Origin of the sequence: Sphingomonas corticis (assembly GCF_012035195.1) — a bacterium.
GTDB lineage: Bacteria > Pseudomonadota > Alphaproteobacteria > Sphingomonadales > Sphingomonadaceae > Sphingomonas > Sphingomonas corticis.
This window is the reverse complement of the sequence record NZ_JAAVJH010000001.1, coordinates 217,259-231,834: the sequence shown is the minus strand read 5'-3', so window position 1 is coordinate 231,834 and position 14,576 is coordinate 217,259. Positions and strand designations below refer to the sequence as shown.

General features: G+C 69.4%; 12 protein-coding genes and 1 tRNA gene. 5 read left to right on the top strand and 8 right to left on the bottom strand.

The features are described from left to right. Window positions 1-9: 9 nt before the first annotated feature. The 5 genes from lon to HBH26_RS01125 all read left to right on the top strand — a co-directional run bounded on the left by lon (window position 10) and on the right by HBH26_RS01125 (window position 7,705). Window positions 10-2,403 (top strand): endopeptidase La, encoded by a 2,394-nt coding sequence (gene lon / locus HBH26_RS01145; RefSeq protein ID WP_168132714.1) that lies wholly within the window; start codon window positions 10-12, stop codon window positions 2,401-2,403. Window positions 2,404-2,558: 155 nt separating this feature from the next. Then, window positions 2,559-2,831, top strand: a complete 273-nt coding sequence (locus tag HBH26_RS01140) for an HU family DNA-binding protein (RefSeq protein WP_168132713.1) — start codon at window positions 2,559-2,561, stop codon at window positions 2,829-2,831. 63 nt (window positions 2,832-2,894) lie between these two features. Beyond that, a tRNA-Val gene (locus HBH26_RS01135) sits at window positions 2,895-2,969 on the top strand. Window positions 2,970-3,317: 348 nt separating this feature from the next. Continuing rightward, the gene (locus HBH26_RS01130) at window positions 3,318-4,910 is read left to right on the top strand and encodes a hypothetical protein (RefSeq protein ID WP_168132712.1); all 1,593 of its coding nucleotides are present in this window, start codon (window positions 3,318-3,320) and stop codon (window positions 4,908-4,910) included. Between the two features lie 83 nt (window positions 4,911-4,993). Continuing rightward, a complete protein-coding gene (locus HBH26_RS01125) occupies window positions 4,994-7,705 on the top strand; it encodes a TonB-dependent receptor domain-containing protein (RefSeq protein ID WP_168132711.1) in 2,712 nt (903 codons plus the stop codon). 45 nt (window positions 7,706-7,750) lie between these two features. On the opposite strand, the gene HBH26_RS01120 is transcribed toward HBH26_RS01125, so the two are convergent. The 8 genes from HBH26_RS01120 to HBH26_RS01085 form a co-directional block, all read right to left on the bottom strand. Continuing rightward, window positions 7,751-7,969 (bottom strand): hypothetical protein, encoded by a 219-nt coding sequence (locus HBH26_RS01120; RefSeq protein WP_168132710.1) that lies wholly within the window; start codon window positions 7,967-7,969, stop codon window positions 7,751-7,753. A gap of 53 nt (window positions 7,970-8,022) precedes the next feature. Continuing rightward, complete coding sequence (locus tag HBH26_RS01115; RefSeq protein WP_168132709.1) at window positions 8,023-9,291, bottom strand: N-succinylarginine dihydrolase; 1,269 nt, start codon at window positions 9,289-9,291, stop codon at window positions 8,023-8,025. A 1-nt stretch (window position 9,292) separates the two neighbouring features. Continuing rightward, window positions 9,293-10,330 (bottom strand): arginine N-succinyltransferase, encoded by a 1,038-nt coding sequence (locus tag HBH26_RS01110; RefSeq protein WP_168132708.1) that lies wholly within the window; start codon window positions 10,328-10,330, stop codon window positions 9,293-9,295. Next, complete coding sequence (locus HBH26_RS01105; RefSeq protein WP_338057202.1) at window positions 10,327-11,529, bottom strand: hydrolase; 1,203 nt, start codon at window positions 11,527-11,529, stop codon at window positions 10,327-10,329. The genes HBH26_RS01110 and HBH26_RS01105 overlap by 4 nt, the downstream gene beginning before the upstream one ends. 52 nt (window positions 11,530-11,581) lie before the next feature. After that, complete coding sequence (locus HBH26_RS01100; protein WP_168132707.1) at window positions 11,582-12,373, bottom strand: esterase/lipase family protein; 792 nt, start codon at window positions 12,371-12,373, stop codon at window positions 11,582-11,584. A 95-nt stretch (window positions 12,374-12,468) separates the two neighbouring features. After that, window positions 12,469-13,014, bottom strand: a complete 546-nt coding sequence (locus HBH26_RS01095; RefSeq protein ID WP_338057201.1) for a GNAT family N-acetyltransferase — start codon at window positions 13,012-13,014, stop codon at window positions 12,469-12,471. Then, window positions 13,011-14,081 (bottom strand): alpha/beta fold hydrolase, encoded by a 1,071-nt coding sequence (locus tag HBH26_RS01090; protein WP_168132706.1) that lies wholly within the window; start codon window positions 14,079-14,081, stop codon window positions 13,011-13,013. Before HBH26_RS01090 ends, HBH26_RS01095 begins: the two co-directional genes overlap by 4 nt. A gap of 115 nt (window positions 14,082-14,196) precedes the next feature. Next, entirely contained in the window at window positions 14,197-14,538 is a 342-nt protein-coding gene (locus tag HBH26_RS01085) for a phasin family protein (protein ID WP_168132705.1), read from the bottom strand. Between the last annotated feature and the right edge of the window lie 38 nt (window positions 14,539-14,576).

The following is a 14,576-nucleotide window of genomic DNA, read 5'->3' as shown; positions in this document are numbered from 1 at the left end:
GGAGTATCCATGACCAATCTTCCCGTTCTTCCCCTGCGCGACATCGTCGTCTTCCCCAGCATGATCGTGCCGCTGTTCGTGGGGCGCGACAAGTCGGTGGCGGCGCTGGAGGCGGCGATGGGCAGCGACAAGGAGATCTTCCTCGTCGCCCAGCTCGACCCCGCCGAGGACGATCCCGAGCGTGACGACTTGTACGACATCGGCGTCACCGCCAGCGTGCTGCAATTGCTGAAGCTGCCCGACGGCACGGTGCGCGTGCTGGTGGAGGGCAAGCAGCGCGCCCGCCTGACCGGCCTGACGCCGCGCGACGCCTATCTCGCCGCCGATGTGGAGCTGGTGCCGGATCTCGTCGCCGTCGGCGAGGAGACGGGTGCGCTGATGCGCTCCGTCGTGAACCAGTTCGAGAATTACGCGAAGTTGAACCGCAAGCTGCCCGCGGAAACGGCGACGCAGCTGGGCGAGATCGACGACGCGGGGCGGCTGTCCGACGCGGTGGCGGGCAACCTGCAGATCAAGGTGGCGGACAAGCAGACGCTGCTGACCGAGGCCGATCCGGCGAAGCGGTTGGAGATGGCCTTCGCGCTGATGGAGGGCGAGCTCGGCGTCCTTCAGGTCGAGAAGAAGATCAAGAGCCGCGTCAAGCGCCAGATGGAGAAGACGCAGCGCGAATATTACCTCAACGAGCAGCTGAAGGCGATCCAGCGCGAGCTGGGCAACGAGGGCGAGGAAGGCGAGGGTGACGAGGTCGCCGAGCTGACGCAGAAGATCGCCACGCTGAAGCTGTCCAAGGAGGCGCGGACGAAGGCGACCGCGGAGCTCAAGAAGCTGAAGACCATGGCGCCGATGAGCGCCGAGGCGACCGTGGTGCGCAACTATCTCGACGTGCTGCTCGGCCTGCCGTGGGGCAAGAAGTCGAAGATCAAGAAGGACATTCCGGCGGCGGAGGCGATCCTGGACGAGGATCACTACGCGCTGGAGAAGGTGAAGGATCGCATCGTCGAATATCTCGCCGTGCAGGCGCGGACGAACAAGCTGAAGGGGCCGATCCTGTGCCTCGTCGGCCCGCCGGGCGTGGGCAAGACCAGCCTTGGCAAGTCGATCGCGAAGGCGACGGGGCGCGAGTTCATCCGCCAGTCGCTGGGCGGCGTGCGCGACGAGGCGGAGATCCGCGGGCATCGCCGCACCTATATCGGCTCGCTGCCGGGCAAGATCGTCACCAACCTGAAGAAGGCGGGTGCGTCCAACCCGCTGTTCCTGCTGGACGAGATCGACAAGCTGGGCCAGGATTTCCGCGGCGACCCGGCAAGCGCGCTGCTGGAGGTGCTGGATCCCGAGCAGAACGCGCGCTTCAACGACCATTACCTCGAGATCGACATCGACCTGTCGGACGTGATGTTCGTGTGCACCGCCAACACGCTGAACCTGCCGCAGCCGCTGCTCGACCGGATGGAGATCATCCGGCTGGAGGGCTATACCGAGCAGGAGAAGGTGGAGATCGCCGAGCGGCACCTGATCGCCAAGCAGATCGAGGCGCATGGGCTGAAGCCCGGCGAGTTCGCGCTGACCAACGACGGGCTGCGCGCGCTGATCCAGCGGTACACGCGTGAGGCTGGCGTGCGCACGCTGGAGCGCGAGATCGCGAAGCTGTGCCGCAAGGCGCTGCGCCGCATCCTCGAGGGCAAGGCCGAGAGCGTGACGATCACGCCCGACAACCTTTCCGACTATGCGGGCGTGCAGAAGTACCGGCACGGCCTGTCCGAGACGGAGAACCAGATCGGCGCGGTGACCGGTCTTGCCTGGACCGAGGTCGGCGGCGAGTTGCTGACGATCGAGAGCGTGACCGTGCCGGGCAAGGGCGCGATCAAGCTGACGGGCAAGCTGGGCGACGTGATGAAGGAGTCGGCGGAAACGGCGATGAGCTTCATCAAGGCGCGCGCGCCCAGCTACGGCATCAAGCCGTCGCTGTTCCACCGCAAGGACGTCCACGTCCACCTGCCCGAGGGCGCGGTGCCCAAGGACGGGCCGTCGGCGGGCATCGGCCTCGTCACGTCGATCGTCTCCACGCTGACCGGCGTGCCGGTGCGGCGCGAGGTGGCGATGACGGGCGAGGTGACGCTGCGCGGCCGCGTGCTGCCGATCGGCGGACTGAAGGAGAAATTGCTCGCCGCGCTGCGCGGCGGGATCGAGACGGTGCTGATCCCGCAGGAAAACGAGAAGGACCTGGCCGACGTGCCCGCGTCGATTAAGGACGGGCTGAAGATCGTGCCCGTCGCGCATGTCGACGAGGTGCTGCGGCTGGCGCTGGCGGACAAGCTGGAGGCGATCGACTGGAGCGACGCGGACGAACTGGCCGCGCTGCCCCCCGCGGCGATCGCGCCCGCAGGCGGCGAACTGCACCACTGACGCGACCGGTGGCTGCCCGAACCCGGCGGCGGATCGTTACGCCGCCGGGTTTCGTTTGACTCCCCGCATCCGCCGAGCCTTATTGGGTACTTCCGGGCGCTCGCCCGCGAATCCACGGTTTTTTCCGATCGTCACGCAATCAACGGGGTTTGGGGATGAACAAGCAGGAGCTTATCGCGCAGGTCGCGACGGTGGCGGGGCTGGGCAAGAGCGAGGCCAGCCGCGCGGTCGAGGCGGTGTTCGATACGATTTCCACCAGCCTGAAGAAGGGCGACGAGGTTCGCCTGGTGGGGTTCGGCACGTTCGCGGTCAGCAAGCGCAAGGCGTCCACCGGCCGCAACCCGCGCACCGGCGAGCCGATGAGCATCAAGGCGTCCACCCAGCCCAAGTTCAAGGCGGGCAAGGTGCTGAAGGATTCGCTCAACTAAGCGGTGCGGTGGGGCTGGACAGGCGGGCGGCGCCCGGCTAGTGGCCCCGCTCCGACACGGTTCGGGCGCGTAGCTCAGCGGTAGAGCACACCCTTCACACGGGTGGGGTCACAGGTTCAATCCCTGTCGCGCCCACCATATCCGGACCGGATCACAGGCCCGCGGCAGCGATGCTCGCGGGCCTTTTGCCGTCTCACGCACTCTCCGTTCGTCCTGGGGCGGGGCTGAGCTTGTCGAAGCGCCGTCTCGAAGGATGAGGCCACTAGGACAGGCCATCGAGACACCGTTTCGGCTTCGCTCAACGGCTCCTCAGGACAAGCGGGCAGGTCGCGCCTGTCATCGTTCCGCAACCGAACCGTCATGCGATCGTCGCCGAACCCCAACGCCGCTGTCACGAACCGCGCCTAGCTCGCGTGCCGAGGCCGACACGGGGGACTGAGTCGGCCGGGCATCTTCTCGCCCAGGCCAAGGTTCGGGGAATCAAGCATGACCAGTTTCAAGCGCGCTTCGCTCACGCTCATGATCGGCTGCGCCACCGCGGCGCTTTCCGCCTGCGGCGCGGACGACATCGCCTCGCCAGGCGAGGGCACGATCGTGCTGCCGTCGCCGACCCCCGCGCCCGCTCCCTCGCCGACGCCGACGCCGGGTGCGGGCGGCGTCACCCCCGCGGCGGCGTGCCCGACCATCACCGGTCCGAACCCGCTGGTCGATCGCGGCACCATCCAGGGGCCGACCGGTACCTACCGCAACTGCGCGTTCCCGGCGCGCTTCACCGCCTCCACCACGATCCCGCGGACGGCGGGCGTCATCTACTCGCTCGACGGCCGCGTCGACGTGGGCACCGATGCCGGCGCCGCGAGCACGGGCAACACGGTCACGCTGGGGATCGATCCGGGCGTGGTCGTCTTCGGCTCCACGGGCGTGTCCTACCTCGCCGTCAACCGCGGCAACCAGATCAACGCCGTCGGCACGCCGACGCAGCCGATCATCTTCACCGGCCGCGGCAACGTCGTGGGCACGGTGGACGACAACAGCTCGCAGTTGTGGGGCGGCATCGTGCTGCTCGGCCGCGCGCCGATCACGGATTGCGCCGCGTCGGGCGCGGCGCCCGGCACCGTAGCCTGCGAGCGCGATACCGAGGGTACGTCCAACGCGCTCTACGGCGGCGCCACGCCGGGCGACAGCTCGGGTTCGCTGCGCTACGTGCAGATCCGCTATTCCGGTTTCGTGCTGTCGTCGGATCGCGAGCTCCAGGGCCTCACCCCCTCGGGCGTCGGCTACAACACGACGATCGATCACGTGCAGATCCACAACAGCTCGGACGACGGCATCGAGGTGTTCGGCGGCCGTCCGAACATGAAGTATCTGGTGCTGACCGGGGCGGAGGACGACAGCCTCGACACCGACGTCGGCTACAAGGGCTTCATCCAGTTCGTGCTGACGATCCACCGCCCCGGCATCGGCAACGGCATGATCGAGGCGGATTCGAACGGCAACGACCAGACGACGCCGCGCCAGAACACGCGCATCTCGAACTTCACCTTCATCATGCGCGGCACCACGCCGGATACGGGCGCGGCGATCCTGCTGCGCGGCGGCACGGACTTCACGCTGGTGAACGGCATCGTCGTCGCGCCGTCCACCGTGCCCTGCCTCCAGGTCCGCAGCCCCTCCACGGTACAGACGTCGGGTGCGGACGAGGCCGGCGTGCCGGTGTTCCGCTCGGTCGTGTTCTCCGGGTGCACCACGCCGTTCCTGGGCAGCGACGGCGTGACCAACGATCAGGTCGCGGCGATCTTCGGGTCGGGCAGCAACGGCAACAACAGCAACTTTACCAGCACGCTGACGAACACGTTCATCAACGGCGCGAGCGAGGCGGCGGTGCCGGCCTTCGACGCGGCGACGCTGAACAACACCGCGGAACAGCCCACGACCGCGCCGAACCGCATGCAGACCACGACGTACATCGGCGCGGTACGCGACGCCTCGGACACCTGGTATCGCGACTGGACCTGCAATTCCTCCTACGCGCCGCTGGGCAGCGCGGGCGGCAACTGCACCTCGCTGCCGACCACCTGAGCCCGAACGACGACCCAAGCGGGGGACGGCGCGCGCCGCGCCGTCCCCCCACGCGCATCAAGTGACTTTCCGGGGGAATTACCATGTCGAAGCGGCTCCCGCTCGCAACCGTCCTGCTCCTGTCCACCAGCCTCGCCGCGCCGCACGCGTGGGCGCAGGTGGGCGGCACGTCGAATACGCCGACTACCGCGGCACCCGGCGCCGTGCCGTCGACCGCCAGCGGCAATCCGACGCAGGACGAGGCGGAGACCGACCAGTCCCCTCAGGTCTCCGTTCCCGGCGGGGGTGACGACATCGTCGTCGTCGGTCGCGCCCGCGCGAACGTGACGCAGACCGCGCCGCAGGTCGTCTCCGTCCTTTCGAGCGAGGACATCGCGCGCACCGGCGAGGGCGACATCGCCGGCGCGCTCCAGCGCGTCACCGGCCTGTCGGTGGTCGGCAGCGGCTTCGTCTATGTCCGCGGCCTCGGCGACCGCTACAGCCTGGCGCTGCTGAACGGATCGCCGCTCCCCAGTCCGGAGCCGCTGAAGCGCGTCGTCCCGCTCGACCTGTTCCCCACCGACGTCATCGCGTCCAGCCTGGTGCAGAAGAGCTACTCGGCCAACTTCCCCGGCGAGTTCGGCGGCGGCGTCATCAACCTGACGACGAAGACCGCGCCGAGCGAGAGCTTCCTCTCCGTGTCGGGCGGCATCAGCGGCGACAGCTACACCACCGGCAATCTCGGCTACGTCTACTACGGTGGCCGCAGCGACTGGACCGGCTTCGACGACGGCACGCGCCGCACGCCGGGTCCGCTGAACGACGCCTTCAACAGCGGCAATCCCATCCTCGAAGGCGCGGACTTCTCCCGCGCGGATCTGGTCGCGATCGGCGGCAGCTTGGTCAACGCGCGCACCTCGGTGCTCCAGCGGGTCAACCAGATGCCGATGAACTTCTCCGGCAACATCACCGGCGGCACCAGCGTCGACGTGGGCGACGTGCGGCTGGGCGTGATCGCGACCGCCGGCATCGGCAACACGTGGCGCACGCGTTCGACACTGCAGCAGCTGTCGCTGAACGCGGACCTGTCGGGCATTCCGCAGACCGACACCACGCGCGTCATCACCGACAATCGCGTGGTCGTGAACGGCCTGCTCGGCCTGAACGCGGAGTTCGGCGAGCACGTGGTCCGCTGGACCAACCTCTACATCCGCGACACGGTGAAGCAGGCGCGGCTGGGCCTGGGCACCGACGAGAACCGCGTCGGCGCCGACATCCTGCAGCAGGACACCGGCTGGTACGAGCGGCAGCTCATCAACACGCAGCTGGTGGGCGAGTTCGACTTCGGCGACCTCGATGTCGACGCGCGCGGCAGCTACGCCAATTCGCAGCGTGAGGCGCCGTACGAGCGCACCTTCCGCTACGTGCGCACCAACGTGGCGGGCGATCCCACCGGCGACCGCTTCGTCAACGACCTGGGCGGATCGAAGCAGGGCGAGGCGTCGATCGCGTTCAGCGACCTGAACGAGGACCTGTGGTCTGGCGGCGCGGACATCACCTACAAGCTGGATCCCAAGCTGCGCCTCGGCGTCGGCTATGCCTATCAGGACAATCAGCGCACCTCGGTTCGCCGCGAGCTCCTGTTCCGCGCCAACAACCTGCCGCTCGCCGTGCAGCAGCTGCGTCCCGACTTCCTGCTCGCCGACCAGACGCTCCAAGCCTATTCGATCGTGCTGCTGGAAACCTCCGCGCAGGATGGCACGGCCGCGTTCGACGCGGGGCTGACGGTCCACGCCGGCTACGGCCAGGCGGTGTGGCAGCCGATCGATCCGCTGAACGTCACCATCGGCGTCCGTTACGAGACGGCGAAGCAGAGCGTCGCTGCGGTCGACCTGTTCGGCACCGGCAACGTGGGGCAGTTCAACACGCGATTGAACAACGACTACTGGCTCCCCTCGGTGACGGCGACGTACGAGATCCAGCCGCAGATGCAGCTGCGCGTCAGCGGATCGAAGACGATCGCGCGCCCGCAGTTCCGCGAGTTGATCCGTCAGGTCTACATCGATACCGACACGAACCGCCTGTTCCAGGGCAACCCCTCGCTGGTCGACAGCCAGCTGTGGAACGCGGAGGCGCGGTTCGAATACTATCCCTCGCGCGACGACCGCTTCTCCGCCTCGGCCTTCTTCAAGAAGATCGACAAGCCGATCGAGACCTTCTCCTCGATTCAGTCCTCGGAGCTGACCACCAGCTTCGCGACCGCGCCGGAAGCGCGGCTGTGGGGCGTCGAGGCGGAGGCGCAGAAATACGTCTCGCTCGACTTCGTGTCCGACGCGCTCGCCTCCCGCCGGCTGCTGCTGCTCGGCAATTACACCTTCACGCAGTCGAAGCTGCGCGTGGATGCGAGCGACCAGACGCTGGTCAACGGCGTCGCGCAGGCCGCCACCGACTTCTTCCGCAACGGCGCGCCACTGACGGGGCAGTCGGACCATCTGGTGAACGTCCAGCTCGGGCTGGAGGACAAGGAGACGCTGTCGCAGCAGACACTGCTGCTGAGCTACGCCAGCAAGCGCGTGACCACGCGTGCGGGCGTGCCCGGCCAGCCCGACATCTACGAGCATCCGGGCTTCCGGCTCGATTTCGTCGCGCGCGAGGGGATCCGCATCGCGGGCGTGGACAGCGAGGTGAAGTTCGAGGTGCGCAACCTGACGCAGCAGAAGTATCGCGAGTATCAGGAAGCGGGCGACCGGAAGATCTACTACAACCGCTACGACGTCGGCACGTCGGTGTCGCTGGGGCTGGGCGTGAAGTTCTGACAGACGGCACGAGCCGGGACCCGGCCCCGGCCGGGCCGGCTCGGGTCATGCCGCCGTTTCGTGGTCGATCGCGTCGAGAATGCGCCCGCCTGCCATGAACACCGCGACCGGGCACGCCAGTGCCAGGATGATGCCCTGCGTGCCGGGATATTGCTCCACATAATGGAAGCCGCGCTCCACCGCGCCGGTGCCCAGGCCGTAGATGACGAGGAAGGCCTCGAACTTCGTCTTGATGACGAACAGGCGAGTGACACGGCTCCACATGACCGACGTTAACGCAAGAGCCGCGCCAACGGCGGAATTGCGCCATTCCCGCGTTAACGGACAGGGTTAATCGTCAAGTTATCCGACAGGTCCAGCGCCGCGAGCAAGGCCGCGTGCGCCGCCTCGATCCGCGCGACGAGTGCCGGGTCGCCGATCGCGGCGGCGGGGATCGCGTCCGGCCAGTGCGCCCCGACCAGGTCGGCCAGGCGGTCGAGCTTCGCCGCATCGACCAGGAAACGCGGATCCACCGTCGCGGGATCGCAGACGACGCGCAGCCGCAGGCACGCGGGGCCGCCGCCATTGGCCATCGATTCGCGCACGTCCACCACCTCGACCCGCCGGATCGCCCCGTTGCCGGCGAGATGCCGCTCGATCCACGACCAGACGCGCGGGTGGGCGCGCGCTTCCTCCGGCACGACCAGCGTCGTGGTGCCGTCGGGCAGGGTGACGAGCTGCGCGTTGAACAGGTAGGAGCCGATCGCGTCGGCGAGGCTCACCTCCGCCGCGGGCACCTCCACGATCTCCACCTCGGGCAGCAGGCGGCGCAGGTCGGCGTAGACGCGGTCGCGGTCGGCGAACGCCTGCTCGTGCGCCAGCAGCACGCGTCCGTTGGCGACGGCGACCACGTCGTTGTGGAACGCCCCCGCCGCGATCGCCTCGGCCGATTGCTGCACGAACAGTGTCCGCGCGGGATCGAGCGCGTGGGCGCGCGCGATCGCCTCGCTGGCGTCGCGATGCTGGCGCGCGGGGAACGGTCCGCCGGCCACGCCGTAGACGAACACCTCCACCCCGGGCGCGTCGTGCGAGGCGCACAGCCGCATATGGTTCGCCGCGCCCTCGTCGCCGAAGGGAGGCGGGACGGGGGCGTGGACGGCGAAGGCAGGATGCGCGAAGGCGAGGCGGAGCTGCGCCAGCGTCACGGGCCACTCGTGGCTGCGATGCGGCATGGTGGAAAGATTGGCGACGGTCAGGTGGCAGCGGCCGTCCGCGGTATCGGCCGCGGGCGACACCGTCGCCGCATTGGCCGCCCACATCGCCGAGGCGGAGAGCGCCTGCGCCTTCAGGTGCGGCGCGGCGGCGGCATAGTCGGTCGACAGCCGCGCGAGCCAGTCGTGGTCGGGTCGCGGGTGCGGCAGCAGGATGCCCTGCGTCAGACCCAGCGACAGGTTGGCCCGCATCTTCGCGATGCCTTGTAGCGCGGCGGCGCGCGGGTGGGCGGTGGCCCCTGCGTTGGCGGTGGCGGCGAGGTTGCCGGGGCTGAGCCCCGCGTAATTGTGCGAGGGGCCGATCAGGCCGTCGAAGTTGATCTCGACCACTCCCACGTCACACCCGCGGGGCATAGACGATGGCGGCGTCCTCGCCGATGCGCAGCGCGGTGGCGCAGCCGGGATCGACGATCACGCCGCCCTCTCCGGTGTCGCGCACCGAGGCGTAGGCGCAGCGGAAGTCCCGCAGCCGGCCCGTGGCGACCAGCGCCTCGATACCGCCGTCGCGGTCGATCGCGACCACCTGCGCGTCGCGCGCGTCGCGGATGGTGCGCACCGCATCGGTGCGCGCCGTCATCGTCGGTCCGCCATCGAAGATGTCGACGTAATTCTCGTGCGCGAAGCCCTCGTTCTCCAGCATCCGCATCGCCGCCCGCCCGCTGGGGTGCGGCAGGCCGATCGCGGCGCGCGCGGTGTCCGACAGCATGGCGGTGTAGATCGGGTGCTTGGGCATCAGGTCGGCGATGAACTGGTGTCCGTTCACCGCATTGAATTCGTCCGCCTGCTGAAAGTTCATGCCGAAGAACCGACCCGCCAGCCCGTCCCAGAACGGCGATCCGCCCCCCTCGTCGATGATGCCGCGCAGCTCGGCCAGGATGCGCTCGGCGAAACGGGCGCGATGCGCGCGGATGAACAGATAGCGCGAGCGGGCGAGCAGCAGCCCCAGCCCGCCGGCGCGCTCGCCCGGGTGGAGGAACAGGCCGCCGACCTCGCTCGACCCTTCGAGATCGGTGGTCAGCGACAGCATCTCCGCGCGGAAGGTGCGATCCAGTTCGCGGCTGTGCTGCGTCAGCGTGCCGAGGCGATAGCTGTAGAAGGGGTGGCGCTGCCCCACGTGGGTGAACAGCTGGCAGGTCCCGCGCACGTCCCCGGTGCGCACGTTTTCCAGCACCAGCACGAAGAGTTCGTCGGCGATCGTCGTTCCCGCTTCCGCCTTCGCGAAGGCGGCGTCGCTGCGCTCCAGCTTGGTGCGCAGCGCCTTGCGATCGGGCGGCAGGTTGGTGAAGCCGCCGCCGGTCAGCTTCGCCATTTCATACAGGTGCGGCAGGTCGTCGGGCGTGGCGGCGCGGACGACGAAGTCGGTCGCGGGGGTCATGACAGGGCTCCTTGGGCGACGCGCAGCATCGTGACGACGGACAGCGCCGCGCGCTCCGCCAGACTGGGGACGATCAGGAACTCGTCCGCCGAGTGGATCGCGCCGCCGCGCGCGCCCATCGTGTCGACCACGGGCACGCCGCACGCGGCGATGTTGTTGCCGTCGCACACGCCCCCCGTGGCGCGCCAGGCGATCGGCTGCCCCAGGTCCGCGCCCGCCGCCTTGACGAGGTCGAACAGGCGCGCCGCGCCCGCGTCGATCGGCTTGGGCGGTCGATTGAAGCCGCCGTGGACGTGGACCGCCACGTCGTGCGCCGCCGCCACGTCGGCGACGGCGGCGTCGATCGCGGCGCGCGCGCGCTCGATCGCACCGGCATCGGCGGGGCGGAAGTTGACGCGCAGAACGGCGTGGTCGGGCACGACGTTGTTGGGGCCGCCGCCGTCGATCCGTGCGGGGTTCACCGCCAGCCCCGCGCCCTTCGCGGCGTTCAGCCGCAGCGCCAGCGCTGCCGCGGCGACGATCGCATTGCGCCCCTCGTCCGGGTTCCGGCCGGCATGGGCGGCGCGCCCGGTGACCCGGATCGAGAAATTGCCCGTGCCGCCGCGCGCGCCCGCCAGCGTGCCGTCGGGCAGCGCGGGTTCGTAGGTGAGCGCCGCCGCCTTGCCGCGCGCCGCCGCCGCCAGCAGCGCGGCGGAGGAGAAGGAACCGGTCTCCTCGTCCGAGTTGACGACGACCTCGTAACCGACGTGGGAGCCGCCCGCCTCCACGGCGAGCAGCGCCTCCAGCATCAGCGACAGCCCACCCTTCATGTCCGCGGCGCCCGGCGCGTTCAGCGTGTCGGCGTCGATCCAGCGGGCCGACTGGAACGGATGGTCGGCAGGATAGACGGTGTCCATATGACCGGTCAGCAGCAGCCGCACCGGCGCGTCGGGCCGGACGGACAGGTGCAGGTGCCGACCATGCGCGATCGCGGCGACGCGGCCGTCCGCGGCCATGGCATCGGCCGGCTCGGGCTCGACCAGCCGCAGCTCGCCCGGCAGCGCGGCGAAGGCGTCGGCGAGTTCGCCCGCCATCGCGCCCACGCCGGAGAGGTGGCGCGTTCCGCTGTTGATCGCACACCACCGCTCCGTCCGCGCCAGCATCGCCGCCGCGTCCAGCCGCTCGACCGCGGCGCGCTCGTTACTCGACAATCCCCTCACCCGTCCTGTCTAGAGCGGGGGAGGGGGAAGGGGAACCCCGCGGCTCGGCAGCTCAGGCGTGGCCGGCGGAGGGATAGAACCAGGCGCGCACGCCTTCCCGGTTGAACGGGCGCCAGCCATACTCTGGCAGCGACAGCCGGTCCGCCACGGCGTAGAGAACGGCGGGGTTCACGCCCAGCCCGCAATGGCTGCCGTGCACCTCGATATTGTCCGAATTCTCGCTGAACGGCTCCACGCAATTCTGCCACGCGACGATCCCGTCCTCGCGGCTCCAGATCGCGGTGGAGGGGACGGGGGGCGGCGTCGCGCTCTCGCGCAGCTGTTCCTTGGTGGCGGCATCGTCGATGCGCTGCCCGGTCAGCAGCTCGTAGGCGCGCCACACGTTGGTCGAACGCGGCGAGCCGGTGAAGGGGGAGCCGAGCGAGATGACCTGCCGCACGGCGTCCGGCTGCACGCGGCTGACCATGCGCGCCATCACGCCGCCCAGGCTCCAGCCGACCAGGCTCACCTTGCGTCCCGTGGCCTCGTGGATCGCGGCGAGCCGCGCGGCCAGCTTCTCGCCCTCGCGCCCGATCGCCCTGGGTCCCAGGTTTCGGCCCAGGTCCCACGTATGTGCGTCGTAGCCGAGGCGCGTAAGATACCGGCGCAGCACCGTGGTGGAGGCGTCGGTGGTGGTGAAGCCCGGCAGCACCAGCACCGGGTGCCCGTCGCCGCGCGGCACCGAGTAGAGCCACGGCGCCGACGGGATCAGCAAACCGAACTCCGACAGCGCGCGCGGCAGCTCGGTGAAGGCCAGCAGCGGGCTGGGCGGGCGGGTGATCGGCGTGGGGGCGGCAGTCGCCATCGAACGGTGTCTCCTGATTTCCGGCGTCAATGCGCCGGCGGTCGTATTTGTTCAGCGATGCACGACTGACCTGAAGCAAGTGTTGCGCCCGGGCATCACGCTTGCGCTCCGAATCCGTAGGCGCGGTGCCCCGCCGCCACGCGGGCGGCATCGTAGGCCAGGATCAGAAGGTCGTGCGGCTGCCCGGCGCGGTCGCGCACCTGATCGCGCAGCAGCGCTTCGCCGCGAAAGCCCAGCGTCTCGAACAGCTCGATCGACGCTCTCTGGTCGGGCGTCATCGTCGCGGTGAGCTTGGCGAGGCCGCGTTCGCCCGCGATCGCCATGCCGGCCTGCAACAGGTCGCGCCCCAGCCCCGCGCCGCGCTCGTCCGCGGCGACCAGCAGACGGATCTCGCCGACATGTGCGCTCCAGCCCAGCGGATCGCGCACCAGCGCCGCGGTGCCGACGATGCGGCCCTCGCGCTCGGCCACCAGGCTGTCGATCCAGCCCTCGGCGATCGCTTCCAGCCAGGCCGCGATGACTCGAGGATGCTTCAGGTCGCGGCCGAGGAACAGGAGGTCGTGGTCGGGCAGCGCGCGCGCGAACGCCTCCATGCCGTCGCGGTCGCCCTCGCGAAAGCGGCGGATCCGGCACTCCCTCACTGCGACCGCTCCGCCAGCCAGCGCGCCAGCGCGGGCCACATCCGCTTGACCGCGTTCGGACCCGCGACCAGGCTGACGTGCCCGCCCTTCAGCACGATCTCCCGCTTGTCCTGGCTGCCCACCATGTCAATCAGCGGGGCGGAGGCCGCGCGCGGCACGATGTGGTCGTGCTCCGCCGCCAGGTGGAGGAACGGCGCGGCGATGCGCGACAGGTCGACGCGGCGCCCCCCGACGTCCAGCGTGCCCGCGGCCAGCCGGTTGTCCCACATCAGCGCCTTGGTCGTCTGCCGGAAATACTCGCCCGCCAGCGGCAGCGTGTCGTTGTTCCACCGCTCGAACATGCGGACCGATTTCACGAACTCGTCGTTCCACAGATTGTCGTAGAGGCGGATGTTCTGGGCCGTCTGCGCCGCGGGACGCAGCATGTAGAAGGCGCTGTACAGCATCTCGCCGGGTACGTTGCCCAGCGTATCGACCAGCCGGTCGACATCGAAGAAGCGGCGGTCGGACCACGCCTGGAACAGATCCATCGCGTGGAAATCGACGGGCGTGGTGAAGGTGGCGAGATTGGCGAGGACGCCGTCCCCTTCCAGCGCCGCCCACAACAGCGACAGCACGCCGCCGAAGCAATAGCCGATCACGCTGACGTCGGGTTCCCCCGTCTCCTCCGCGATGCGCTCCACCGCGGCGGGCAGGAAATCGAGCACGTAGCTCTCCAGCGTCAGCGCGCGCTCGTGCGGGCGGGGCGGGGCCCATTCCAGCATGAAGACGTCGAACCCCGCCCTCAGCAGATATTCGACCAGGCTCTGCCCGGGCACCATGTCGAAGATGAAGCCGCGGTTGGTGGTGGCCATCACCAGCAGCACCGGTACGCGATAGACGTCGTCTACCAGCGGGCGATAATGGTTCAACCGCATCGTGCCGCGCTCCACCAGAACGTCCTTGGGCGTGCAGCCGACCGCGGGGGCAGGGGAGGTGAAATAGTCGAAGCCCTTCACCTGCCGCGCCAGCATCCGCTCGAACTCGGCCTGCGCCGCGGCGAAGGGGGAGGTAAGGGTGTCGGTCATGCTGTGCCGGGGTGTTCTTCGGCCGATAGCTCCGTTCGGGCTGAGCGAAGACGAAGCCCATGCACGGCGAATGCCCTTCGACTTCGCTCAGGGCGATTGGAGTTGAGCGCGATGCTCATCCCGCCGGCGACTTGCGCCCCCGTGTCGGCTTGTCCTTCTTCGCCGGCGCCTGCGCACCCAGCGCCGCCTCGATCCGCGCCAGCGTCGCCTCCATCGCATCGACCCGCGCGGCGAGCGCCTCCACGTCCGAGCGCGTCGGCAGGTTGGCGGCGGCCAGCGCCTTCTCCATCGTGTCCTTGAACGCCGCCTGCATCTGCAGCGAAGCGGCGGTGGCGCCCTGCATCCCGCGCGCGAACTCCTCGCGCTTCATCGCGTCGTTGCCGAAGCTGTTCGCCATCTTCTCCCACTGGCCCAGCATGTCTCTGAAGAAGGCGCCGGGATCGGAGGGGCTGGTCATCCGGAGAGTGTTCCCGCCGGAACCGCCCGCGTCAAGCC